Raw genomic sequence first — 26,689 nt, 5'->3', positions numbered from 1 at the left:
TGCTTAGTCCCTCAGTGATGCATTAAATTCTGTTTTTAAGGTTCCAACCACTCTATCAATAACATCCGTGATGTCTTTCTCTTCAAGAGTTTTACTTGAATCTTGTAATACTAGGGCAATAGCCAGACTTTTAAAACCGTCCTCAATACCTTGACCTTGGTATACATCAAATAAGTTTAGATCAATTAAATAATTTCCGCCAACCTTTTCAATAAGTTGTAATACTTCTTTTGCACTAACCTGTTCTTTAACAACGATAGCTAAATCACGGCGGTTGGCTGGGAAGCGAGATATATCACTGGCTTCGGGTATTTTTTGACCTAACACTTCAGACAATAATAGTTCAAAAATTAATGTTCGACCGTTTAAACCTAATTTTCTTTCTAATTCAGGGTGTAAGGTACCAACGCAACCAACATAAACACCATTTTTAGTAATTTGTGCTGTTTGTCCTGGGTGTAAGGCGGCAATTTCAGCGGCTGAAAATTCATAAGCTTGCGCATCACATGTTAAAGCTAATAAGGCTTCAACATCACCTTTAATATCATAAAAGTCTGTTGCTGCTTTTTCCATGCTCCAATGCTCGTCAACACGTTGACCACTAATCACACCCGCTAACATATTTTGTTGGCGTACACCGTTTTCGCTATTTTCATCAGGTACAAAACGTAAGCCGGTTTCAAATAAACGAATTCGGTTTTGTTGACGGTTTTGGTTATACACCATTGATTGTAATAAACCGGTCCATAAACTTAAACGCATCACCGACATTTCAGAAGAAATAGGGTGTGGTAATGTCATCACTGCTTGTTGTGGATGTAATAACGCTTGTATTTTAGGGTCAACAAAGCTGTAGGTAATGGCTTCTTGATAATCACGATTAACTAAGGCTTGTTTTAAGCTTGACACACAAAGTTGTGCTTCTTTTTGTTCACGCATTTTTAAGGTTGCTTTAGGCGCAACATTAGGAATGTTGTTGTAACCAAAAATACGCGCAACTTCTTCAATTAAATCAACTTCTATTTTAATATCAAAACGGTAAGCAGGGACAATAACTTGCCATACTTTTGCTACGCCTTCACCTGTGGCGTTAACAGTAAAACCAAGTCGAGTTAGTATTTCGTTGACTTTAGTGTCGTCAATGTGATGACCAATGCGGCTATCTAACATGGTACGACGCAAAGTAACGTCTTTAGTTTGTGGGATAGTTGAATCAGATTTAGCTTCAACTACAGGGCCGGCCTCACCACCAACAATAGACAATAAAAGTTCAGTAGCGCGCTCTATTGCATCATGTTGTAATGTTGGATCGATACCACGTTCATAACGATGTGAAGCATCGGTATGTAAACCGTATTGACGCGCTTTACCTAAAATAGCTAACGGCGCAAAAAAGGCACTTTCTAAAAAGATATCGGTAGTAGCATTAGTAACACCTGATTCAAGGCCACCAAAAATACCCGCCATTGCTAAGGCTTTACCTGCACCTTCAACACCAGTATCAGCAATAACTAACGTACCTTCTTTTAGCGTGACTTCGTTTTCATCTAATAAGGTTAATTTTTCATCTTTATTAGCTAAACGAACATTAATACCGCCATCAATTTTTGCTAAATCAAAGGCGTGCATTGGATGACCAAGCTCTAATAAAACATAGTTAGTGACATCAACAACGGGGTCTATTGAGCGCGTACCACAGCGACGTAGTTTTTCTACCATCCACAGTGGTGTGGTCGCTTTAGGGTTAATACCTTTGATAACACGACCTAAGTAACGTGGACACGCTTCAGGGCTATCAATAGTAATAGCGACTACATCATCAATGGTTGGCACTACGCTAGTAATGGTTGGCTCGGTAACGGCTAAAGCATTTAATACGCCTACTTCGCGCGCTAAACCTTTAAGGCCTAAACAATCACCACGGTTGGCGGTTAAATCAACGTCAATAGTGACGTCGTTTAAATCTAAATATTCACGTACACATTGGCCTAATGGTGCATCAGCTGCCAATTCCATAATTCCAGTAGATGGACCGTCAGAATCGCTCGTCAAACCAATTTCAGACTTACTACACAACATACCAAAAGAAGGTACACCACGTAGTTTGGCTTTCTTAATTTTAAAATCGCCTGGTAATACTGCGCCAACGGTTGCTACGGCAACTTTTAAACCTAAACGGCAGTTTTTAGCGCCACAAACGATCTCTACTAACTCACCTTTTTCTACGGTAGCAGAGCTATAATCACCTAAACTGATTTTAGTTACTTGCAGCTTATCTGCATCAGGGTGTGGACCACATTCAACCACTTCGCCAATAACAACGCCAGTAAACTCGCCTGCTACTGGGTCAACACCGTCAACCTCTAAGCCAGCCATTGTTATTTGATGCGCTAATTCGTTTGATGAAAGTGCAGGATTAACCCACTCACGTAACCAAGATTCACTAAATTTCATTATGAGTTTTCCTACTTGAACTGTTTTAAGAAGCGAAGATCATTTTCAAAGAATGCACGTAAATCATTTACGCCATAACGCAGCATAGTTAAGCGTTCTACGCCCATGCCAAAAGCAAAGCCAGTATAAACTTCTGGATCAATACCAACACTACGTAAAACATTTGGATGAACCATGCCACAGCCTAGTACTTCTAACCACTTACCATTTTTACCCATAATATCTACTTCTGCAGAAGGTTCGGTAAAGGGAAAATAAGAAGGACGGAAACGGATTTCGACTTCTTCTTCAAAGAAATGATGCAAGAAGTCATGCAAAATACCTTTAAGATGAGTAAAGCTTACGTCTTTATCTACCATCAAACCTTCAACCTGATGAAACATTGGTGTATGCGTTTGGTCGTAATCGTTACGGTATACTTTACCTGGAGAGATAATACGTAATGGCGGTTTTTCAACTTCCATGGTACGGATTTGCACGCCAGAGGTTTGCGTACGTAATACTAATTTAGGATTAAAATAGAAAGTATCATGGTCTTGACGTGCAGGATGATGCTCAGGAATATTTAACGCATCAAAGTTATGATAGTCATCTTCAACTTCAGGGCCATCTTTTACTTCAAAACCTAAGTCGCCAAAAAAGCTTTCAATACGAGCAATGGTGCGCGTTACTGGGTGTAAGCCACCAATTTTTGTACCACGACCAGACAAGGTTACATCAATCGATTCCGCGGCTAGCTTTTCTTTAATCTCTTGAGCGCGTAATAATTCACCACGTTCGTTAAGTAATTTTTGTACTGCTTGTTTAGCAATATTAATTACTTGCCCCATTTTAGGTTTTTCTTCTTTTGATAATTTCCCCAAGCCTTTCATTTGCTCAGTAAATAAACCTTTTTTCCCTAAAAAGTTAACACGCACTTGATCAAGTGCCGTTGGGTCTGATGCTTGTGCAATGGCAGTTTCAGCCTGCGCTACAATGCTATCTATAGTGGTGGTGTCTAAGCTCATGATTTCCTCTAAAACGGGGTAAATAAACGACGTTAATTAGCTTTGCTTATGAAAAAAGGCCAGCTCGATAAGCCATTTACCAATAGACTAATTCAAATAATAAAAATGCGGTTGATTTTACACGAAAACTTGCTTTTATGTAGCAGTAATAGTGGCTTTTTAATGAATTAATCACACTAAGTCACTTTTAAGGGGGGGATAGTAACCATAAGGGCCATAAACGCTAAGCTAAAGCAGAGTGAATTAACGCTTAATCAATATTGTTAAGGTTATTTTTACGTTTTTGCGCTTTATCATTAGCCTTTAAGTGTGCTTCTCGTCTCATTAACACAAGTGTTAAATACATTTTTGTTGGTAAAGAAAATACCATGCCAATAGCAATACACACCGCACTAATGATAATACCGGTAACGCCAAGTGTTTCCATATAATCACTGTATAAATGAAAATAAATACCTAGCAATATCAAAAAAATACCGATACAGATAGATGTTTTCAATAAGAATATTAAGCGCTCTTCTGTCATAAGTTACTTTGCAACACCTTAAAAAGTAATACCTGAAAAGTAATACCGTTACTATAATATAGCTCAATATAGCAAGGTTATAGCTAGGGACTTATTGAGCGGGATCATGACCTACTCAATAAGTCCTTAATTTTACTTTCTATTTAACATCACTTTTCGCTTCTCATTAACTCGCTTATCGTTAAGATAAAGAATCAAGTATTGCGGCTACTGGATGCCTAGCTTTTAAATCACTGAAGCGTTTTACTTGTGAGCGACAAGAAAAACCCGTAACGAGTATTTGCTCACTTGCTAAAGCGGTTACTTTGGGTTGCCAACTTAATTCAAATAGTTCTTTAGAATTATCTATATTAGCTTTTTCATGACCATAAGTCCCTGCCATACCACAACAACCTACACTGACTTTTTCTAGTGTTAAGCCAAAGTGTTCAAAAATGGTTTGCCATTCGTTTTCGCTGTTAACTAACGCCGTTTTTTCGGTGCAATGTGAGAACAATTTAAAAATAGTATTTTTTAAAGGAGCTGTAGTTTGTTCATGCTCTGGTTCCGTTGGCGTTAATGATGCCTTAACAGTATTCGTCTTGTTAGTGTCATTATCGTTAATAAAATTCAACAACCATTCATGGGCAAGTAATACGCTAAAGTCGCCGCGCTTTTGTTGTAATGTTTTCGCGTATTCATCGCGATAACAAAGCACCATTGACGCATCCATGCCTAGCATAGGAATATCAAGCGCAGCCAACTGATTTAAAAAGTCACTGCTTGACTGTGCTGTTTTAGCAAAGCGCGCTAAAAAACCTTTAACATGCTGTGCTTTACCATTGGGTTTAAAAGGTAACAAAATGGGTTCTAAGCCCAGTTTTTTAATTAAATGCATCATACTTTCTACCGTACTAGCATCGTAAAATGAGGTGAACGGATCTTGTACTATAAGAACGTAGTCTTTGCGTTGTGCTGCGGTTAAGCTTTGTAGTTTAGTTAAATCAAAACCTGAGAAACCTGATTCTTTGACTTGTTTTTGCAAGGTAGGCACTGACAGTAAAGGCGTATTAACATAACCAATGGTTTTAGCCGAAAAGCGTTCATAGCGCGAGGTTTTTAGTAACGCATTAACAACTCTAGGTACTTTCGCCATTAAAGGCGCTAATATTTCAACATTAGCCACTAAATGATCTTTTAATGGTCGAGTGTAGCGCGAGTAATAAATATTAAGAAAACGGGCTCTAAAGTCTGGTACATCAACTTTCACCGGACATTGACTAGCACAAGCTTTACAGGCTAAGCAGCCTTGCATTGCGTCCATTACTTCATGTGAAAAGTCATCGTTAGGGCTGTTTTTCCGTGATTTTTCAATGAAATTAATGCGAAATTTTGCCGCAGTATTACTTAAAATTTCTTTTACCGACCAAATATTTTTTGATTTATTAATGCTCTGCTCTAACTGGAGGATATCAACCCCCTGTTTTTCTAATAAACGCAGCCATTCACGCATTAAACCGGCACGTCCTTTAGGAGAGTGACGCCTGTCTCTAGTTACTTTACTCGACGGGCACATTGGACTATCAGCATCGTAATTAAAGCATAAGCCATTACCATTACACTCCATTACTGCAGTAAATGACTCTTTAACCGTAATAGGTATTTGTCTATCAAAGCTACCACGTTTGGCATCGTCAACGCTCACCAATTGCTCATTTGAATCAATTGGTGTACAAATTTTACCTGGGTTCATCTTATTGAGCGGATCAAATACCGTTTTTATTTTTCTCAGCTCAGTAAATAATTGCTCACCAAAAAAGGCTGGGCTATATTCAGAGCGGTAACCTTTACCGTGTTCGCCCCACATTAAACCGCCATATTTGGCGGTTAATTTAACCACCTCATCAGAGATTGTTCGTAATAGTTTTTCTTGCTCGGGGTCACACATATCAAGTGCTGGACGAACATGTAATACGCCTGCATCAACGTGACCAAACATGCCGTAATTTAATTGATGACTATCGAGTAGCGCACGAAACTCACCAATAAAATCAGCTAAATTCTCAGGCGGCACGGCAGTATCTTCAGCAAAAGCTAACGGTTTTTGACTACCTTCGGTTTTACCAAGTAAGCCAACAGCTTTTTTACGCATGGCATAAATTTTGTTAATGCTGGCAAGATCTGACGTGACTTGATAACCAATAACGCCGCAACTATTAGTGAGTTTTTCTCCATCATTACTACCAATTAAGTCATCAAGTTTTGCCGTTAGTTCGCTTACCTGTATTGCTAAATCGGCAATGCTATCACCGTTATATTCAACAATATTGATACCGTCCATCACTTTACCAGGGACATCGGTAATTAAATCACTGACGCTATGCCAAACAATATCTTGCTTGGCGAGATTTAACACCCGTGAATCGATGGTTTCTACCGAGGTTGCTTTAGCGGCAACCAAAGCTGGAGAATGACGAAGTGCTGAATCAAAACTATCGTATTTAATATTAATCAGTGTTTTAGCAACACGAATAGGGTTGATATTGAGTTTTGCCTCACAAACAAAGGCTAGCGAGCCTTCAGAGCCGGTGATCAAACGTGATAAATCAACGCCTGTTATTTCTCCTGACTCGTTAGCTGTTAATGCATTTTCTAAATCATACCCCGTTAAAAAGCGATTTAAGCGAGGAAACGTTTTTAACACCAACGCTCTATTATCAATACAACTAGTGAGTACTTGCGCCATAATAGCTGCATGAGAGGGTGAATAGACTTGAGCATCGTCATGGCTATTCATCGTACTTTGCTGTGCTAAATGCTGTGCTTGGGCTAACGTCATTGGTTCAGTATAAATAACATCACCATTAGCAAGAACCGATTCAAGTGCTAACACATGATTTGAGGTTTTTCCGTACACTAATGAGCCTTGTCCAGAGGCGTCGGTATTAATCATACCGCCAATAGTTGCTCGGTTTGAGGTTGATAAATCAGGTGCAAAGAAAAAGCCATGAGGGCGTAAATAATCATTAAGCTGATCTTTAACAACACCCGCTTCAACACGCACCCATTTCTCTTCAATATTTATCTCTAACACATTATTCATGTATTTAGATAAATCGACCACTACCCCTGGGGTTAAGCTTTGTCCATTAGTTCCTGTACCACCACCACGAGCACTAAATTTAATCTTACAATATTTAGCATCATTGGCTATTTTAGCGACTAAAACAACATCGTATTTTGTACGCGGTTGGATCACTAACTGGGGTAATTGCTGATAAATACTATTATCGGTGGCAACACTAAGTCGGCCGCCATAACTCGTATCAATATCACCAGTAAAGCCTTGGCCTTTTGTTAATGTATTAACAAAATCGAGATAAAGAGCGGGTAAGTGTGCTTGATGAGTGATTTTAGGTAACATAAATAAACATAAATTACGGGACATTAAACCGAGTATATCATGAGAAAATTGAATGTTTACTCAAAATTTATTTTTATCTATTGATACGTTAACAAGCCATAATAAAAACTCACAACAGGATAACTATACTGATTTATTGAATTAATAACTACGGTTAACCTTCCTCACATACCTTATCACTCAATACAACCATGTTAATTAATAACATGGTTGTTAAATGAATAAAAAAATATGTGAAATGAGATAAGATGAATATATTTTAGTGCACGTTAGTAAATTCTATTTAGCTTTGCTGAGGCAATATTGAAGAGAGTATTTTTTGCTCTCCTGGTAACAAAGCTTGCATGGTAGCACTGGCTTTGATGCGAGTATAAAGGCCTGCAAGATTGGGCCAACGGTTGTTATCTAACACCTCACCACCATGTTCCATATTAACCATCTGACAAGCAAAAGCTATATCCGCAAGCGTTAAGGTATCACCAACAAAATACTCAGCATTACCTAAACTTTGTTCAAGGTAGTCAAAATGTACTGGTAAGCTTTTTGTTAATGCTAACGTAACCACACTTTCATCGGTTGGCTGGTTCATACTTGGGTGAATAACCCGTTGTTGAAAGACAGTAAAGGTAGTTAATGGGGCCAATTCATAATCTGCATATTTTTCAAACCAACGTACTTTAGCGCGCTGCTCAGCATTTTTCCCCAGTAGCGGTGTTAAACCACTGTACTTTTCTTCAATATATTGACAAATAACACTCGAGTCAGCCAAGGTTAATTCATCATCTTTAAGTGCTGGAATACGACCTAGTGGGTTAAGCGCAAAAAACCAATCAGGTTGGTCAAACGGTGAAATAACTTCCAATTGATAAGCCAGTGCTTTTTCAGCTAAGCAAAGACGTACTTTGCGAACAAAAGGTGAAAGTGGTACGCCATAAACGGTTAAACTCATGGTAGATCCTTGTTAAATAGAAAAAGTAAGTTTTTATAAATGTTCACAAAAAAGGGGCGAAATAATTCGCCCCTTTTTATATTTATTATCGATAATCAGCAATCTGTAAGATTACTTTCTATTTCGATTTTATCGTCACTCGTGTTATTTCTTCGCTAGTTGTTCAGCAAGATATAACCAGGTTGGTAATACGGTGTCAGGATTTAACGAAACACTGTCAATGCCCTGCTCTACTAACCAAGCGGCAAAGTCTTCATGGTCTGAAGGGCCTTGGCCACAAATACCAACGTATTTACCACGTGCTTTACACGCTTTTATCGCCATGGCTAATAAGACTTTTATTGCTGGGTCACGCTCATCAAATAAGTGCGCGATTAAGCCTGAGTCTCTATCTAAACCAAGTGTTAACTGAGTTAAGTCGTTTGAGCCAATAGAGAAACCATCAAAGTAATCAAGGAATTGATCCGCTAATAACGCGTTCGATGGTAATTCACACATCATAATAACGCGTAAACCATTTTCGCCACGTTTTAAACCATGCTCAGCTAAAATATCAATAACAGCGGCTGCTTCACCTAACGTACGTACAAACGGGATCATCACTTCAACGTTAGTCAAATCCATCTCGTTGCGTACACGTTTAATCGCTTCACATTCAAGCGCGAAACAATCTCTGAAATCTTTAGAGATATAGCGCGCTGCGCCACGATAGCCAATCATAGGGTTTTCTTCATGAGGCTCATACGCTTCACCACCAACAAGGTTAGCGTACTCGTTTGATTTAAAATCAGACATGCGCACAATCACTTTCTTCGGTGAGTAAGCTGCCGCTAATGTTGAAATGCCTTCGGTTAGCTTAGCGATATAAAACTCAACGGGGCTGTCGTAACCAACAATAATATCGTTAATTTCTTCTTTTAATTCAGCCGATTGGCTATCAAAATTAAGCAATGCTTTAGGGTGAATACCAATCATTTTATTGATGATAAACTCTAAGCGCGCTAAACCAATACCAGCATTAGGTAAACGGGCAAACGCAAACGCTCTGTCTGGGTTACCAACGTTCATCATAATTTTAAGTGGTAATTCAGGCATATCGTCAATTTCAGACGTTTTCACATCAAAATCTAATTTACCACGGTAAATAAAACCAGTATCACCTTCAGCGCACGACACAGTAATTTTATCGCCAGTGTTAATCAGCTCTGTCGCATTACCACAACCAACCACCGCAGGAATGCCCATTTCGCGGGCAATAATAGCGGCATGACACGTTCTTCCACCGCGATTAGTAACAATCGCTGAAGCACGTTTCATGATAGGTTCCCAATCAGGGTCTGTCATATCGGTAACTAATACATCACCTGGTAATATTTTATCCATTTCAGCTAATGATGATAAAACCTTCGCTTCACCACTACCAATTTTATGACCAATTGAGCGTCCTTCACAAACCACACTAACATCATCGTTGCTTTGTAGTTGGAACTGTTCCATCACATTGGTATTTTCACGACTCTTAACCGTTTCAGGACGAGCTTGCACAATATATAGTTTGCCATCTAAGCCGTCTTTAGCCCATTCGATATCCATTGGATGACCGTAATGTTTTTCAATAATGACGGCTTGTTTAGCCAGCTCTTCAACTTCACTATCGGTTAATGAGAAACGGTTAGAGTCCGCTTCATCAATATCGACAATTTCAACTTGCTTAGAATGTTCTTGGCTATCTGAGTACACCATTTTAATAGCTTTGCTACCAATATTACGGCGAACTACCGCAGGTTTTCCTTTCGCCAATGTTGGTTTATGAACATAAAATTCATCTGGGTTTACCGCGCCCTGTACCACCATTTCACCTAAGCCAAAGCTTGAAGTGATAAAGACAACCTGGTCAAAACCAGATTCAGTATCAATAGAAAACATAACGCCTGAAGCAGAAATATCACTACGTACCATTTGCTGAATACCAGCCGATAGGGCAACGCCACGATGGTCGTAGCCTTGATGCACGCGGTATGAAATCGCTCTGTCATTAAAAAGTGAGGCAAAAACATGCTTAATAGCAACCATCACTGAGTCAAAACCACGGACGTTTAAAAAGGTTTCTTGTTGGCCAGCAAAAGAAGCATCTGGCATATCTTCTGCGGTAGCAGAAGAGCGAACAGCAAAAGAAGCATCGTCAGAGAAATCACCGGCAAGCTTTGCATAGGCGGCTTCAATATCAGCCTGCATTTGTGGAAGAAATGGCGTATCAATAATCCATTGACGAATAACTGCACCGCATTTAGCCAGCGCATTAACATCATCAACATCTAAACCATCAAGGAGTTGGTAAATTTTTTCATTAATACCACTTTGCTCTAAAAATTCATTAAATGCGAACGACGTAGTAGCAAACCCCGTAGGAACTTGCACGCCAACATTCGCTAAGTTAGAAATCATTTCACCAAGGGATGCATTTTTACCGCCAACGCGGTCTACATCATTCATACCTAAGTTTTGATACCAAAGAACATTTTCTTGCACGTTACTTCTCCAATTAAAAATAAATTTGCTTATTTATTTGTCGCTAAATACATTCTACACTGCCATTCGTATAAACGAAAAGACAAAATAAAATTTAACGTAACATATAGCGTAGAATAAAGAGCAGGATTTTTTGATGAACGGTTGCTTTTTATCAAACAAAATCATCAGTAAACAACTATTGAATAAGAAGAATTAACTATGCGATCAGCTTTTTATATTTCAGATGGTACTGCCATCACCTCAGAAGTTTTTGGTAATGCACTACTGTCTCTTTTTCCAACTAAATTTGAACACCACACCATTTCTTTTATTGAAACAACCGAAAAAGCCCTACTGACCAAAGCACGCATTAATAAAGCAAGTAGTCGCGGTGGTAAGCCTGCATTAGTTTTTCACACCTTTGTTAATAACGAAGTGCGTGAAATTATTGAGAGCTGCGATGCTATTCTTTATAACTTTTTAGAACCCTTTGTAGCGCCACTTGAAAAAGAACTCTCTATAAAAGCCAAACCTAAAACGCACAGAACTCATAGCATGCATGAGAAAAGTTATGACTATCGTATTGATGCAGTGAACTATGCATTAACCAATGATGATGGTTCAAACGTGACCAATTATGAAGAAGCAGACGTAATACTCGTGGGAGTATCACGCTCGGGGAAAACCCCTAGCGCACTCTATTTAGCACTACAATATGGTATAAAAGCAGCGAATTATCCGTTTACTGACGATGATATGGAAGAGCTTACGATACCTAATTTCTTAAAACCTTTTCATAAGAAATTGTTCGGGCTAACGATAGATGCTCAACGTTTAATCGATATTAGAGATGGACGCATGGCGAACAGTAAATACTCCTCAGCAAGACAATGCCGAATGGAAGTAAGAGAGGTAGAAAAGCTTTATAAAAATGAAAAAATACCTTTTATCAATACCACTAAGCTTTCAGTTGAAGAAATTACCGCTAAAATACTGGCTGAAACAGGCTTACAGCGTTACAAGTATTAACGTAATAGCGCTAAAAAACATAAAAGATAAGTAAGATAAACACGTTCGCACTAAGATAAAAAGTTACACTAGCCTAAAATAAGCGCCAACTAACCTTAGCACCAACTCATAATAGTAGAATACCATGACAACTAAAACCGATGAATTACGTACCACGCTGATTGAAAACTTAGCCACACCAGCACAACTTGCCGAAGAAATCCCGTTAAGTGCTGCCACTGCCGATTTTATTATACAAAGCCGTAAAGACATTGAAGCGATAATCAGTGGCGAAGACAAACGCTTATTAGTTATTATTGGCCCTTGCTCAATTCACGACACTGAAGCGGCTATTGATTACGCAAAAAAACTGACCGTGTTACGTGACAAGTATAAAAATGAATTACTCATTGTAATGCGTGTTTATTTTGAAAAACCACGTACTACTGTTGGCTGGAAAGGCTTAATCAGCGACCCTGATTTAGACAAATCATTTAACGTTGCCAAAGGCTTGCGACTTGCCCGTAACTTGCTTGTTGATATTAATGATTTAGGATTGCCAGCAGGGACTGAATTTTTAGATATGGTTACTGGTCAATATATTTCTGATTTAATTAGCTGGGGCGCTATTGGCGCACGTACCACTGAAAGTCAAGTTCACCGTGAGTTAGCCTCAGCGCTCTCTTGCCCTGTTGGTTTTAAAAATGGTACCGATGGTAATGTAAAAATTGCCCTTGATGCCATTCAAGCCTCGAGCGTACCTCATGTTTTATATTCCCCTGATAAAAGTGGTCAAATGTGTATTTATCAAACACATGGTAACCCCTTTGCACACGTGATTTTACGCGGCGGTAAAGTTCCTAATTACCATGCTGATGATATTAAAACGACTCGTTCAGCACTTGAAAAAGCATCATTACCACAAAGTATCATGGTTGATTGTAGCCATGGCAATAGCTATAAAGATCACAACAAACAAATTGATGTTGCTCGCTCTTTAGCTGCACAAATTAGTCAAGGCGAAAACAGTTTGTTTGGCGTGATGATTGAAAGTTTTATCAAGGAAGGTAATCAAGCAGTAAAAGCCGAAAAAAACTTAATTTATGGTCAAAGTATTACCGATGCTTGTATTGATTTAACGGTCAGTGCAGAGATTTTAGCCTTACTGGCTGAGGCAGTAAAAACACGTTACCTGTAAAGGCTTTCTTTACATATTGCCTTTAAAAAGACGATATAAGCCATGTAAAACCTTAGCCAAAAGCTAAGGTTTTTACTGTTATTTATTGCTACTCTGGGGAGATATTTTGTAATAATTGAAAGTTACAAAGCTGTTGAACTTTATAGTTGTGCTAACAAGCCGTCACTCGCTGCTTCCACTAAATCAAGTACGTAATCAAACCCTTTAGCGCCGCCGTAATAAGGATCGGGGATCTGCTTTTCTTCACGTTCAGTAGCAAAATCTAGCATCAACTTTATTTTACCTTGCATAGCCACGGGCGCTATTTTTTTTAGCTCAGTAACATTGTCATTATCCATAGCAAGAATAAGGTCAAAGTCACTGAAATCTTCTACGGTAACTTTACGCGCTTTAATACCCTTAAAAGAATAGCCACGGGCGAGACCCGCTTTTTGAGCTCGGTGGTCGGGTTTTTCTTTAACATGAGCACCTAAAGTACCGGCTGAATCAACTTTTAATGCCAAGCCTTTTACTTGCATTTTATGCCTAAAAACAGCTTCTGCACTGGGGGAGCGACAAATATTGCCCATGCAGACAAAAAGAATACTTTTTATGCCATTGTAATTTATTTCATTACCATTCATTTTATTAGTCACCAATTCTCATGTCGTTAACTTTTGTCGGTCCACATTATATCAGACTTATCTTCAACCGCTGCTTTAAGCATATCAATTAACGGCAAAGCACGTTGAGGGAGACTAACTGGCAACGGCTCGTCATTATCTTCGTCCAGCTCCTCCTGCTGCGCTAACTGCTTTTCCTTATCGATAGCCGCTTGCAAAAGCGCTAGCGCTGCCGGAATATCTTCGGTAAGCATCGCACTGGGTATGGTGGCTTTACGGCCCATGAGTTTTAACAATTGTACTGCAACATCACCAAACATTGTTATATTGGCATAAGATTTACTGGAAAAAGTTACGAGCATAAGTTGATTCTCTCTTTTTATAAAAGCATTATGAATAGGTAGTCACAGGTAGCTTTGACAATACATGTTAAGCACACGAGTAGTTCATTGGTATTACCATTATAGTGATTAACATCATAGCACACCTGTCGATTTATATGCTAAAGCAATACAACCCTTGACGCTAATTCGAGTGATTAGCTGTTAAATATAAACCTACTCTTAGTTACTCTTTGAGCATGATGATGGCTCGGTGGTATGATAATGGCGTATTAACATAAAACATTGGCAATTTTTAACGTCAAACAATACGTTTAAGTTACTAACGCTACAAAAATGTTCAATAAAAAGAGATTTACATGACTCCCGCAATTAATACCGCTAAAAAGAGCAAAGTTAATTATCACGTCCATGAGTATACTCACGATGCAACCGCTGAATCTTATGGTGACGAAGCTGCACAAAAGCTGGGTATTTCAAGCGAAAGAGTGTTTAAAACCTTAGTGGTCAATATTGATGCTAAAAAACTGGTAGTAGCGATAATACCTGTCTCGGCGATGTTAAGTATGAAATTAATTGCTAAAGCGAGTGGCGGTAAAAAAGCGGCTATGGCATTAAGAAGTGATGTTGAGCGCTCTACCGGTTATGTACTCGGTGGTGTTAGTCCGCTCGGACAGAAAAAGCGCCTCAGCACCTTTATTGACTCCTCAGCAAAGCAATTTACGACGGTATTTGTGAGTGCGGGTAAAAGAGGTTTAGAGATAGAATTAGCTCCTCAAGATTTACAAAAGCTCAGTCAAGCGACTCTCGCTGAGTTAACTCAGTAACTATAGTTCTTCGCCTAAAAAAGAACTCCTAATTAATCAATTAGTTATAACTTATTTTCTGTTAAAGCAGCGATAAAAAAGCGGTAGTGACATTTAGCCGCTACCGCTTATATTATTAAAACACTCACTGAACTAATTAAAACATAGATTTAATGATATTTTTAACGCTACGTTTTATCTTTTGAATTCAGACGTTTTGCTCCACTGCGGCCAAACATCAGCTTCAGATAACTCAACACCAATTTCAAAGAACAATTGCATATCTTCAACTGCCCCCGTTAAATCCCACTCATCACTGTATTCATCACAAAGACCGTGATAACACTTACCAAGAATTGGGTCTAACCTAGCACGTAAATTAGCCGTAGCTTGATCAGCAGGTATCGCGCCACCTTTGGCATATAGCGCTGGAATACCTACATTAGCAAAAGCAAAATGATCAGAGCGGTAATAAATACCTGCCGCCGGTCTTGGATCACCTGAAATATCACGGTTTTGTTTTAAGGCCGCTGTCGTTAAAAAGTTATCAAGTTCTGACTGTCCTAACCCATATACGGCAACATCTTTACTCCTACCGTTTACATTTAACGCATCCATATTAATATTGGCAACTGTTTTAGCGGCAGGAATAACAGGATTAGCCGCATAAAACTTAGAACCAAGTAAGCCCTGCTCTTCTGCCGTGACAGCTAAAAAGGTCATTGAACGCTCTGGCGTATTAGGTAATTTTGCAAAAGCTTCAGCGACTTCAATTAAAGCAGCAGTACCGGTAGCATTATCACGTGCGCCATTATAAATTTGATCACCTTCTTTGGTTAAGTCTGTACCAAGGTGGTCCCAATGCGCTGAGTATAAAATATGTTCATCCGCTTTTTTACTACCAGGTAACGTAGCAATAAAGTTATACGAGGTAGATTTTTTTATAGTATTTTTAACGGTAACAGAAGCATCTAAGTTACCCATATCAATATTAAAACTGCCTTGCGCTGCACGTGCCTTCATTTTTTCAAAATCTAAGCCCGCTTTACTAAACAACTCAGCAGCAACAGCACTATTAACCCAGCCTTCTACGGCAACGCGGTCTTTATTTAAATCGTCACGCTGAAAACTAAACTGAGGCCCAGTCCAAGAGTTTTTCACAACAGACCAACCGTAAGAAGCCGGCGCTGTTTCATGAATAATAATGGCGCCTTCAGCGCCTTGACGGCTAGCCTCTTCATATTTGTATGTCCAGCGACCATAATAGGTCATGGCATTACCGGTAAATAGCTCTGGATCTTGGGTAGCAAAACCAGGATCATTCACTAAAATAACAACAGTTTTTCCTTTAACATCAAGGTCTTTATAATCATTCCAATGATATTCTGGCGCATTAATACCGTAGCCAACAAAAACTAGATCTGAATTTTTAAGCTGCTCTAATTCGCTAATTCGGGCGCTGCCCATCACCATGTCAGTACCATGTTGGTAATTTTTACCACCAATGGTTAATGTCATATCAGTTGATGCTTCAATTGACACTAACGGCACTTCTTGTAAAAAGCTGTCACCATTACCTGGTTTAAAACCAATAGCAGTAAACTGCTCTGTTAAGTAATCAAGGGTAAGTTTTTCACCTTCGCTTGATGGTGCACGACCACCAAATTTGTCAGATGAGAGTACTTTTACATGGTCAATTAATTGCGTGGTATTAATACTGTTATAGCTTGCGTTAATATCTTCAGCACTATTGGCAAGCGTTGATTGCTCAGGCGTGGTTTTAGTACAACCTACTAATACTGCGGCAGAAAGAAGTGACAATCCAATTTTTTTCATCATAATTATTATACTTACCTGTTTATAAAGCTTGTGTAAAAAGATGGGCAAAGTATAAATGTTCTCAAAACAACTAACTAGTACCTAGGTATAAATCACAAAAAGCCAATATAAGCTAACTGTCATGGTCAGTTGCCAGCAGAGTAAAATAATCAATGAAGGTGTAGATAGCTTTTAAAGGCTTGCTAGTTTACAGTAGCCGCATCATTTGCAAATGCCCTCAATCACATCCCTTATTAATAAAAAACCATAAAGCGTAAGTAGAAAATGACAAAAAACTTAAAAGAACTTTCTGAAGTAGTCGCCCAAGCCAATGATATATTTTATCAACGTCATAAAAACATAGACACTCTCATGGGGATTATGGATAAAACCTTACGCAAACAAGGTATAAACGCCGATGCAATCACCATCGACTGTATTACTATCGATAAGAAAATAGTACTGGTGCTACATGATAGTAAACCTGACTTGGTCGACATTGCCCTAGGTGACAAAGCCGGGGTCATTTACGCTTCTACCGAGCATATGGTAACAACGGTTAGTATTAACCAACTATTAACGATAATGGAAGACTACTTTATAGCTTAGTCGGTTTTTACTACTTTAAAGTGGCATTAAGCCTATCTCCCTCTACTTAACCACATCCGGATAATAATTATGGAACCTATTTTAGCTTTTTTAATCGCCTTTTATGTCGTGGCTTTTATGTATGATAAAACCATTGATAGCCAGATTAAAAGCGATCAAGCATTAGCTGAAAAGTTAACCGAATTTAAATTTTTCCATTCATTTCAATCACGCCCTAAAGCATTATCAGCGGCATTAGGCTTCAAGTTTTTAGGCATTTCAACGACGTTAACTATTATTGGCTGTACTTTCGCTATAATGATGTATCTCGGCTTAGGCTTAGGTGCTTATTTACTACTGCGCTAACACCCATATAACTTTATATTAATTTTTATCTGGATAATCAATGAACTTTGATATGACACAATTAAATGCACAAGAGAAATATCGTCTGCTAAATGGTGGTGTCACCCCAAGACCCATTGCTTGGATCAGTACCCGTTCAAAAAAAGGGATTGATAACCTCGCGCCCTACTCTTTTTTTACTGTTGCAAGCTGTAACCCTCCGGTACTGCTTTATACACAAGTAACACAACGTAGTGGTATTGATAAAGATACCTTGCAAAATATAAAAGAAACGGGTGAATGTGTGGTTAATATAGTTAACAGTCATTTACTAGAAAAAATGAACGCCACCAGTGCCAGTATAGCCATGGATGAAAGTGAATTTGACATCGCAGAGGTTGAGCATGGCAATAGCTGTACCGTACACCCTTTTTCGGTTACTGACTCACCTATACGTTATGAATGTACCTTACGAGAAATTATTTCTGTTAGTGATTTACCCACTGGAGGTACTTTGGTACTTTTAGATGTGAAGTCAGTGTATGTAAGAGATGAGCTTTACAGTGATGAGGGTATTAACCAAGCGTTAATTGACTCGGTGGGTAAAATGGGTGCTGATGGTTATAGCTTTACGTCCAATTATATAGCGCTTAATCGACCTGAATAAATTTGTCAGTGCAATGAAAACATAATGGACAATGCTCAGTTCAGCTCAGCCTTCACTATGAATAACGTGATGATCGACTGGCGACTTTTCAGTGGTAACATCAAGAAAAATACCTAGTTCAAGCAATACAGCAAATTATAGATTGAACCTGAACTCTATTTATTACCCATCGACCTTGTATGATCATACAAGATACTCTGTTTACTCTGATACTAAGCCTGCATCTCCAACCGCAGCTGCTCCGACAATTGCAACAAAGTGGCCATAATAGAGTTTTTTCCCTACTAAAGCTTCTATTGCTGCTGCGCTTGGATAGCTTGACCATTTACTTGAGCTTGCTTCTACCGCTGCAACATTAGCCCAAGTAAGATGCCAACATATTTCCTGCACATCCTCACTGTCAGCATCAGTAAAATGCTGATTGACATGCTTATCTGAGTTAGCTGTTTTTACTAAGATTTCATGCGCAATAATACTTTCTTGCTCTGCATTTATTTCAGAAAATAAACGTTCACTTACCGCGAGTACACGCACTACGTTAGCTTTTTTAACCTCAAATACGGCAAATTCGGTACAGGTTGACATCTGGTTTCCTTGATAATGATTACTCGCAAATATTTTACCTTACTTGAAAGTCAAGAGTTAACAATCAATCTTCGCTACGATAACTCGCCAGCTCAGTCGTTAAACTAACCCCTTGTAATGTTAACTGATTAACGCGTTGTAAGTAGGCTGCCCCCTTTAACATATGTAGCGCAACATCCACAGCGTAGCGACGGGTGTAATCTGCTAAATAAGTGCCTTTTACCCAGCTATTAAAGGCACCTAGACTTGGACCAGCCCAAATTTGATAATCCATTTCTCGACCTTTTTCACCACTATTTGACCAGCGAGAGCTTAGCCCTAAATACCAACGAAAAATTAACGCCATTTTACGTTTAGGACTCGATTGCGCGCGCGCTAACATCTCAGGGTCGCGTTCACTAAAGAAAGCTTCCGTACCTGCCCAAACGTCATCAAGGTTAGCACGAAATATTTGCTGCTCAATTTTAAGACGTTCATCGGTAGGGATCGCTTCAATAGAATCATAACTACTGTATAACTGGTAAAGTTTATTGGCGCGCATGGCAAACATTGAACCACGTTTAACGACTTGTAATTTAACGCCCATTTCAAACATATCAGCAGCCGGCGCCATGGTGACATCAGCCATTTCAACATTCGCCAGTAACTTACGGGTGTGCTCAGAAGCGCCCGCTTCCACACAGGCTTGGTTTACTGAGCCCAGCACAATGTAAGCTGCGCCCATAGTAAAAGCCGCTAAGGCCGATTCTGGCGTACCAATACCACCACCAGCGCCCACACGTAATGCTGGCGAGAAATTATATTGCGCTTGAATTTCATCACGAAGTGCAATGATAGTCGGCAATAAAGTTAAGAATGGTCGATTATCGGTATGACCACCCGAATCAGCTTCAGCGGTAATATCATCGGCCATAGGTACACGTTTTGACAGCTCAGCTTGAGCTTGGGTTATCTTGCCTTGACTGAGCAGTTTATCAATTAATTTTTGCGGTGCTGGCTCCATAAAGCGACGCGCCACTTCGGTGCGAGATACTTTGGCAATAACCTTATTACCAATATTGACACTACCATCACTGTTTTCAGTTAAACCTGCTAAGCGATACCAGACAATGTGCTCGGTTAAGCCTAAGTACGCTGAGGCTTCAACGGTGTTAACGCCAAGTTTTAAAAATCGTTCAACCGCGCCACGCTCTAGAGCTTCTTCTGCGGGAGCATGAATTAAATTCACCGCGTAAGGTCCATTAGGTAAGGCTACTTGAATACGTTTTATCGCCTCTTCGACTGCATCTGGGATTAAACCTGCCGCGCCAAATGAACATAAGAACCCTGCTTTACCTAAAGCAACGACTAACTCAACTGAAGCAATGCCATTAGCCATTGCGCCGCCATGATAAGCGTATTTAACACCATGTTGCTTTTTAAATGCCTCATCACCTAAATCTTGCGGCATAAGCTTTTGCGCAAATGCTAACACACTTGTGTCACCAGTAACGGCGGTAGTGTTGACCACGCCTAAGCCATTCGATGATTTGGCAACATACACTGGCTTGGTTAAATCCATTAATGCTGACTTTATTTGCACATCACTACTGTTAACGTCACTGGCGTTAGCTTTCCATGCCCAATCAATGGCTCTGGCATTATTAAAATCAATATTTGGCATCTTGTTTCCTGTTTATACTGACTTATTCTTATTTTTGTCAGTAATTTTTAATTTCGTGAATTTTTATTTATTTTAACAAGTATTAATACCGTTAATTAGCTTCTACGATTGATAACACAATATCTTTAACTTGGTATATTCGCAGACCATCTTTAGATAAATTAGCATCACCAATCAAACGTACTTCGCCAGCTTCTTTAACAATATTAGTAATATGTACATCGAGTGACATTTGCTTGTTTAACGGCGTTATTTGACCGCGATATTTCCATTTAACCACACTAGTTGGTGTACTAAAACGTGGGTTAGCGAACGCTTTACCTAAATCATTTTTAAGGGCATAGGTTTGCATTAACTCGATTATCGCTTCTACGCCTAACGAGCCAGGCATTACCGGGTCTTGATGAAAGTGATAACGGAAAAACCAATCGCTCGCATCAATCGTTCTTTCGCCATAAATATAGGCAACACCGCCACTACCGCCACCTTCAACAATTGAAACGGTATCGATAAAATTCATTTGTCCGCCCGCTAATTTATAATGCGGTTTGTTCGCTGGTGCTTGGTAATACGCTAAGTGCTGATCGGTTAAATTAATCACTTCAACCTGCTCTGTTGTTGTTTTACCCTCTACACAGTGATCAACAAACCATGGCTGGGTAACTTTGCCATTATCAATACCGAGTTGATTGGTCAATGCATCCGCGCCAAAGTAACCAAATACTGCGGTTCCTCTGTAGAAAAGCTCATGACTTTCTAGTGATTGGGCTGCTACGCTTTTATCTTTAACGCGAGCGCCTTTAACGTATAACTCGAAAGTGAAGCTTTGCACTATCATGCCGCCAGCCATGGTAGTACTTAACAATACCGATTTATTAACGACAGTTTTACCGCGTAAATCGACCTGCTTTATTAGGTCACCAGTGCCATCAAGATTGCGGAAAAACAAATCTTTATCTGGGTACTTTAACGTGGTCCCCATATAGCCAGAAATAAAGCCGTTCGGTTGTAGCGCTATTTCCATAATCAATGAATAAGGCATCCAAGCTTCATGGCTATTCTTAGTAAAATACCAAGCATCACTGGGCACATAATATTCGGCGATACAACTTGATTGTTTCTTCAGATCTAAGCGTTCACCTTGTACTTCAACGATTTGTGTCACTACTTGCAAGTCACCACAAGGCGTACGAGGTGGAACTCTATTTTTACCTGCTTTATTTGAGTAAATATCAAAATCAGCACCAAAACAGTTCGAGATATTACCGGTAGCAAATTCAAATAAGTGCCATGGGGTAAATGGTGCTTGGTTAGGTACACGATTTTGTCCTGCAACCATGGGCGCTGCAAAATGTTGAATAGGTGTTACCCCTTTCTCTTTTGGCGCATTGACGTCAGATATCACTTTCATTAAGGGACGATGCGGGTGTTTAAATGGTGCAATGCCTCGCTCATCAAGCTCGTTATTGATGCTATCACTTAACGGCTTTTCACTCGTTGGTTTGCTGATACCTTGTACAAGTTTGACGTTATCGGGCAAGGTTACCGGATAAGGTGAATTATCATCTTGCTCGGAGATCATCACCGATAAGTTTTTAAAATCAACCACCACTTTACCATCAAGCATAATATCGATGTTGGCTTTTAAAAAAGGGAATGGCTGCATGCCCATTTCGGTCACTTCCATACGGTAAGTTAACGTATTGTGCTGCGGCAATACTTGTCCACGACATCGAACCGTTTGTGATTCACCTGGCATAGGTTGAAAACGTGCATTATTAACATCGTTGTGCATGCCTAATGACAACATGTAGAACATCGCCATTTGACCACAACCTTCACTCATTAATGAGCCCGCCATGACTTGATCATCTTTAAAGTGACACGGAAAGTACCAGTGCTGTGGATCTAAATCTTTTTGTCCCTCAAGTAAGCCTAAGCCCCAATGTCCGCCAGCGGAATCGATTTTGGTAATACGCTCTATCATTAAGAATTTTTTAGAGGAGAATTTTAACGAGGGGTTACGACCTTGTTGATCATAGCTACGACCAAAACAGCCAGCGACATCACCATTAACTAGCTTCATCATGTCGCTATAGTTGTAAATATCACGATTACGCTGCATTAATGGCGTAAACACTGATTTTTTAGCTGCTGCTAATTGCGCTTTATCGTTATCATTATGAATAACACCTTTACCGTCTTTGAGCTCTTCATCGGTGAAAAAACCTGCGCAACCGTTACGCATAATTAATACTTTTTTATCGCCGACATAACAATCATAGTGGAAGAAAAATAACAATTGCTCGCCATTTTTAGCATAAGAATCAATATGAATTTCATAACGCAGTGTTTCACCGCCAAACGCCATTTCTTCAAGAAAAGTTAATTCGCAATCTAATAAACGATAAACTCGCTCACCTTTGGCTTGAAAATCAATACCGATATAGGCGATGAGTAATAAATCACATTGACCCGACTCTACCGATACTGACCAAGGTATTTGACCATCAATTAAAAACGGGGCATCAACCGGAATATCGTACTCGGTGCACATGTACGATTTTTTATACTCGTTTACCGTCGCTTCAAGGGCAGTAACACGTGACACTAATAGGTAATCGGTCGTTGGCAAGCGTACACGCCGTGAGTAGCTATCAATAATACGGTAGTCTTCGCCAAACACATTAGCGATATCACCTTCAGCAAACTCAACTAAATCATCGGTATCCCAAATAATGTCGCTTGGTTTACTAAAGCGTTCTTCAAGTTGTAACGGTGCGTAGTTATAACCTGTTGTAGCTTGCTCTGGTAATGGCGTAGAATTTGGTGTCAGTTTTGTTTGTGATGAACTAGTCATCGCAAGAGTATCGGTATTAGCCCTATGGTCACTGCTTGAATCGACTGTCGATTCGAGCGTCGTCTCTTGAGTTGCTGCAACTTGCAGCGCTATCATATTAGCGATTTGCTCTTGAGCAAGTTGACGGTTAGTCAAGAAAGCCTTATGTGTTGCTGTCTCTTGAGCGATATGCTGGTTAATACTTAGACTTGTTGCTTGGCTTAAAGTCGGGGTAATTACATTAGTTGATTTATTCACTGCTGCTCCGCTTGCACCTGTCAATTGAGTGCCATTACTTGGTGTCGCTTGTGACAATTGAGGTACTTGAACTGTATTTGAACCTTGACTAAATCTAGGCTTAATCTGTGCAAGGTTAATGGTATTGGGCTTGGCTACCGCCATTAATTGTCGATTCTTGAAAGCCTGTTTTATCGCAAAAAAGTGCGAGCTCACACTTGGTTTTTCGCTTGCTTTTATAATAGTCTCTTCAATACTGTTACCACCTAAGGTGATAGTTTTTATTAACTGTGGTCTTTTTTTAACGCCGTTTTGATTATCAGTATTCTCTGGTTGGTTAACTGATTTAGCACAACCATGAACACTCGATGATAAAACAAGATGCGCACAACTGCCGTCTTTTGCTAAACCATTAATCGCCGTGTATTGTGCTTTATTACTATACTGAGCATTATATTGAGTGCTACCTTGAGCCTTACTCGATAGACCCAACGCAACTTTAATGATACTAGCGGCACCTGAGGCATTAAAGGTATGACCTATTTGGCTTTTCACTGAGCTGATTTTTTTACCTGGATACAAGGTTGGTAAACTTGCTTTCTCGGCTTCATTCTCACCAATAAAACCACTAGCGTTGGCTTCTACTTGGCTAATATCACTAGCATTAATACCGGCTTGCGCAAGCGCAGTACTCGCCGCTTTTTCAATAGCCTGTGCGCTGATATCATTAACAAAAGCAATACTATTAATAGTCGCATAGGCGTACTGATCACTCACTCGTTTAAGTTCGCTAATCGGTTTAAGAACAAAAGCGGCAGCGCCCTCACCCACTTGCCATTGCTCATGGTTAAATGGATTATCATCCGATGCCTGCTGGGTAAGAGCGCCTTTATCGAGTTCGCCAAAGTGCTGACGTAGCGTTATGTTTTCTACTGAGCCTGCTAAGTCAACACCGGCAATGATTACTGCTTCAACATCACTGGTTTGAAATAAATTCTGTGCTAATTCAACACAGCGATAAACAGAGTTTTCTTCCGCCGACACGGTAATAGCTGGCCCTGAAAAATCCCATAAGGCTGAAATACGAGAAGCCATAATATTACCAATAAAACTGGTGTATTGGTTAAGTTGCGCGGCAAAAGCCACGCCATCTTTAGCAATATTTGTTAGCGTTTGACGTTGCTCGTCGCTCAGGCTTACGCCTTGTTGCAGCAAACTCTCTTCAATTTGACTGGTTAAATTAACGCGGCCACGGTATTGGTGCAACTCTAACTCCATGCCCATGGCAACTAACACCGCAACATTGCTACCGGGCTTTAGATTAGCGTCTTTAGCGGCATTATCAGCAACTTTCATCATCATCAATTGTTGAGGGATCAAACGGTCTTGCTCGTTTGGTGGCACTTTAAAACGCAAAAAATCAATGTCAAAATCCTCAACATAACCGCCCATCGGCGCTTTATTTAACGCTAATGCCTTCATTACCGCGCTATTGTTATTAATACCTCGCCAACGTTTTGGCGGTAACTCTCTAAAGGTGGTCGCATTATTATCGAGTAATGTTTTAAACGTTGATAAGTTATCTGCTGAGCCAAAATGTGCATCCATACCGACAATCGCTAACGGCTGTGCTGGTTTAGCCATACGATTACTTGTTGAAATAGTCTGCGTGGGTTGTTGTAAAACTAAATGGGCATTAGCGCCACCAAAACCAAAAACACTGACGCCTGCCGTGCGTGGCTTTTGCGAATTAGCCATTGCACCGTTTTTACTTGGCCAATCGATAGTTTGTGTTGGCATTTGAGCCGCGCCAAAGTAACCTTTTTTAGAGTTTAACGGCTCATCAAGGTTAATAGTGCCCGGAATTTTTCCCTCATTAAGCGCCCAAATAGCTTTAGTCATGCCAGGCATACCTGCTGCGGTAAGTAAGTGACCTAAATTTGATTTAACTGAGCCGAGCAACGGTTTATGACTTTCACTACTTTCACCAGCAAGACCATAACGCGAGAAGAAAGTTTCCATTGAGCCTAGCTCAACATTATCGCCTTTGGGCGTACCTGTAGCGTGACATTCAATGTAATCTACCTCTGCTGGATTGACGTCGGCATTTTCATAAGCGCGCTCATAAACGAGTACTTGGCCTTTGGTGTTCGGGCTTAAGACAAATTCGCCTTTACCATCGTTAGATAGTGCGCCGCCTTTGATAATAGCGTGAATTTTATCGCCATCGCGCACCGCATCGCTATGACGTTTAAGCACCATCATACCAGCACCTTCGCCGGCAAAAAGGCCTTGCGATTTTTTATCAAACGGCGCGTGAATATTATTTTCTGGGTAAGCTTGGAAAATAGAAAAACCCATATTAACAAACATAGGATCAGCGCCTGATACCGCGCCAGCTAACATCATATCGGCTTTGCCGGTATGTAAATAATCACAGGCCAGTTTAACTGAATAACAGCTTGAAGCACACGCCGCATCAAGCGAAAAGTGTGCGCCACCTAAGCCTGCCGCTTTGGCTAATAATGCCGCAGGATAACCAGCTACTAAGGCATTATCTTCATGGACAATACCGTTAAGGTAAGCCGCTTTATTTTTTGCAAATGACGTTAATTCAAATTCGTTATCAATCACTTGCTTTAACGTGTCATCAACGACTTGATGGTATAACGGCATAAATAAGTGATTTGACGACTTGGTCGGAAAAGATAAATTACCTAAAATAACACCACAGTTAGTTAACTTGTCACTACGCCAGTAGCCCGCATCAAGTAGTGCTTGATGCGCTACATACAAAGACCATTGGTTTACGTCATCAAGTTGCGTTAAATATTCAGTGGTTAAGTCATTACTGTTTGAGCCAGTGTTATTTAAGTCGTTGTTGCTAGTAACCTTATCACGGTAACAAAAAGGTTGGGCATCAAAATTAAAACCTCGAATATAACCACCATGGACACAATAGAACTTATCTGTGTCGCCTTTTTTACCGGTGTATTTTTCAACATCTGCGCCCATCTGTTCATCAGTCGCTTTACTGCGACAATCTTGCTTCGTTAGCAACTGTTGCCAAAATTCTTCTGGCGCACTTGAACCGGGAAATAAATTTGCGATACCTACTACGGCGATGTTTTCCATGTATTTC

Annotated in this window: 18 protein-coding genes; 6 read left to right on the top strand and 12 right to left on the bottom strand. The window is 39.8% G+C overall.

Annotated elements, in window-relative coordinates:
• Positions 1-3 precede the first annotated feature (3 nt).
• The 6 genes from pheT to ppsA form a co-directional block, all read right to left on the bottom strand.
• Complete coding sequence (gene pheT / locus FCS21_RS11205) at positions 4-2,454, bottom strand: phenylalanine--tRNA ligase subunit beta (protein ID WP_138623400.1); 2,451 nt, start codon at positions 2,452-2,454, stop codon at positions 4-6.
• 11 nt (positions 2,455-2,465) lie between these two features.
• Positions 2,466-3,461: a phenylalanine--tRNA ligase subunit alpha gene (pheS, locus tag FCS21_RS11200; RefSeq protein WP_138623398.1), complete on the bottom strand. Its 996-nt coding sequence runs from the start codon at positions 3,459-3,461 to the stop codon at positions 2,466-2,468.
• A gap of 250 nt (positions 3,462-3,711) precedes the next feature.
• The gene (locus FCS21_RS11195) at positions 3,712-3,987 is read right to left on the bottom strand and encodes a hypothetical protein (RefSeq protein ID WP_138623396.1); all 276 of its coding nucleotides are present in this window, start codon (positions 3,985-3,987) and stop codon (positions 3,712-3,714) included.
• Between the two features lie 181 nt (positions 3,988-4,168).
• Positions 4,169-7,390, bottom strand: a complete 3,222-nt coding sequence (gene ydiJ, locus FCS21_RS11190) for a D-2-hydroxyglutarate dehydrogenase YdiJ (RefSeq protein WP_138623394.1) — start codon at positions 7,388-7,390, stop codon at positions 4,169-4,171.
• Between the two features lie 283 nt (positions 7,391-7,673).
• Complete coding sequence (locus FCS21_RS11185; protein ID WP_138623392.1) at positions 7,674-8,339, bottom strand: glutathione S-transferase family protein; 666 nt, start codon at positions 8,337-8,339, stop codon at positions 7,674-7,676.
• 144 nt (positions 8,340-8,483) lie between these two features.
• On the bottom strand, positions 8,484-10,868 hold the full coding sequence (gene ppsA, locus FCS21_RS11180) for a phosphoenolpyruvate synthase (RefSeq protein WP_138623390.1): 2,385 nt from the start codon (positions 10,866-10,868) through the stop codon (positions 8,484-8,486).
• Positions 10,869-11,069: 201 nt separating this feature from the next.
• Here ppsA and ppsR point away from each other — a divergent pair, with 201 nt between their 5' ends.
• Positions 11,070-11,879 carry a posphoenolpyruvate synthetase regulatory kinase/phosphorylase PpsR gene (gene ppsR, locus FCS21_RS11175; protein ID WP_138623388.1) on the top strand — a complete coding sequence of 270 codons (810 nt, stop codon included), beginning with the start codon at positions 11,070-11,072 and terminating at the stop codon, positions 11,877-11,879.
• Between the two features lie 124 nt (positions 11,880-12,003).
• Entirely contained in the window at positions 12,004-13,056 is a 1,053-nt protein-coding gene (locus FCS21_RS11170) for a 3-deoxy-7-phosphoheptulonate synthase (protein WP_138623386.1), read from the top strand.
• A gap of 140 nt (positions 13,057-13,196) precedes the next feature.
• Here FCS21_RS11170 and FCS21_RS11165 read toward each other — a convergent pair whose 3' ends face one another.
• Complete coding sequence (locus FCS21_RS11165; RefSeq protein WP_138623384.1) at positions 13,197-13,679, bottom strand: low molecular weight protein-tyrosine-phosphatase; 483 nt, start codon at positions 13,677-13,679, stop codon at positions 13,197-13,199.
• Positions 13,680-13,705: 26 nt separating this feature from the next.
• Positions 13,706-14,020, bottom strand: a complete 315-nt coding sequence (locus tag FCS21_RS11160; RefSeq protein ID WP_138623382.1) for a DUF1840 domain-containing protein — start codon at positions 14,018-14,020, stop codon at positions 13,706-13,708.
• A 338-nt stretch (positions 14,021-14,358) separates the two neighbouring features.
• Here FCS21_RS11160 and ybaK point away from each other — a divergent pair, with 338 nt between their 5' ends.
• On the top strand, positions 14,359-14,826 hold the full coding sequence (gene ybaK, locus FCS21_RS11155; protein WP_138623380.1) for a Cys-tRNA(Pro) deacylase: 468 nt from the start codon (positions 14,359-14,361) through the stop codon (positions 14,824-14,826).
• A 174-nt stretch (positions 14,827-15,000) separates the two neighbouring features.
• Here the strand turns inward: ybaK and FCS21_RS11150 are convergent, their stop codons facing one another.
• The gene (locus FCS21_RS11150) at positions 15,001-16,644 is read right to left on the bottom strand and encodes a M28 family metallopeptidase (RefSeq protein WP_138623377.1); all 1,644 of its coding nucleotides are present in this window, start codon (positions 16,642-16,644) and stop codon (positions 15,001-15,003) included.
• A gap of 264 nt (positions 16,645-16,908) precedes the next feature.
• Between FCS21_RS11150 and FCS21_RS11145 the strand changes: the two genes are divergently transcribed.
• From FCS21_RS11145 to FCS21_RS11135, 3 genes are all read left to right on the top strand, one after another.
• The gene (locus FCS21_RS11145) at positions 16,909-17,232 is read left to right on the top strand and encodes a hypothetical protein (RefSeq protein ID WP_138623375.1); all 324 of its coding nucleotides are present in this window, start codon (positions 16,909-16,911) and stop codon (positions 17,230-17,232) included.
• 69 nt (positions 17,233-17,301) lie between these two features.
• Complete coding sequence (locus tag FCS21_RS11140) at positions 17,302-17,577, top strand: hypothetical protein (protein WP_138623373.1); 276 nt, start codon at positions 17,302-17,304, stop codon at positions 17,575-17,577.
• Between the two features lie 52 nt (positions 17,578-17,629).
• Entirely contained in the window at positions 17,630-18,223 is a 594-nt protein-coding gene (locus FCS21_RS11135; RefSeq protein WP_246047190.1) for a flavin reductase family protein, read from the top strand.
• 201 nt (positions 18,224-18,424) lie between these two features.
• Here FCS21_RS11135 and FCS21_RS11130 read toward each other — a convergent pair whose 3' ends face one another.
• The 3 genes from FCS21_RS11130 to FCS21_RS11120 form a co-directional block, all read right to left on the bottom strand.
• Positions 18,425-18,808: a hypothetical protein gene (locus FCS21_RS11130; RefSeq protein WP_118056167.1), complete on the bottom strand. Its 384-nt coding sequence runs from the start codon at positions 18,806-18,808 to the stop codon at positions 18,425-18,427.
• A 64-nt stretch (positions 18,809-18,872) separates the two neighbouring features.
• The gene (locus FCS21_RS11125) at positions 18,873-20,471 is read right to left on the bottom strand and encodes a PfaD family polyunsaturated fatty acid/polyketide biosynthesis protein (RefSeq protein ID WP_138623369.1); all 1,599 of its coding nucleotides are present in this window, start codon (positions 20,469-20,471) and stop codon (positions 18,873-18,875) included.
• Positions 20,472-20,562: 91 nt separating this feature from the next.
• Positions 20,563-26,682 (bottom strand): beta-ketoacyl synthase N-terminal-like domain-containing protein, encoded by a 6,120-nt coding sequence (locus tag FCS21_RS11120; protein WP_138623367.1) that lies wholly within the window; start codon positions 26,680-26,682, stop codon positions 20,563-20,565.
• Between the last annotated feature and the right edge of the window lie 7 nt (positions 26,683-26,689).

Origin of the sequence: Colwellia ponticola, from assembly GCF_005885605.1 — a bacterium.
Taxonomy (GTDB): Bacteria; Pseudomonadota; Gammaproteobacteria; order Enterobacterales; family Alteromonadaceae; genus Colwellia; species Colwellia ponticola.
This window is presented reverse-complemented; position numbering and strand designations above follow the sequence as displayed.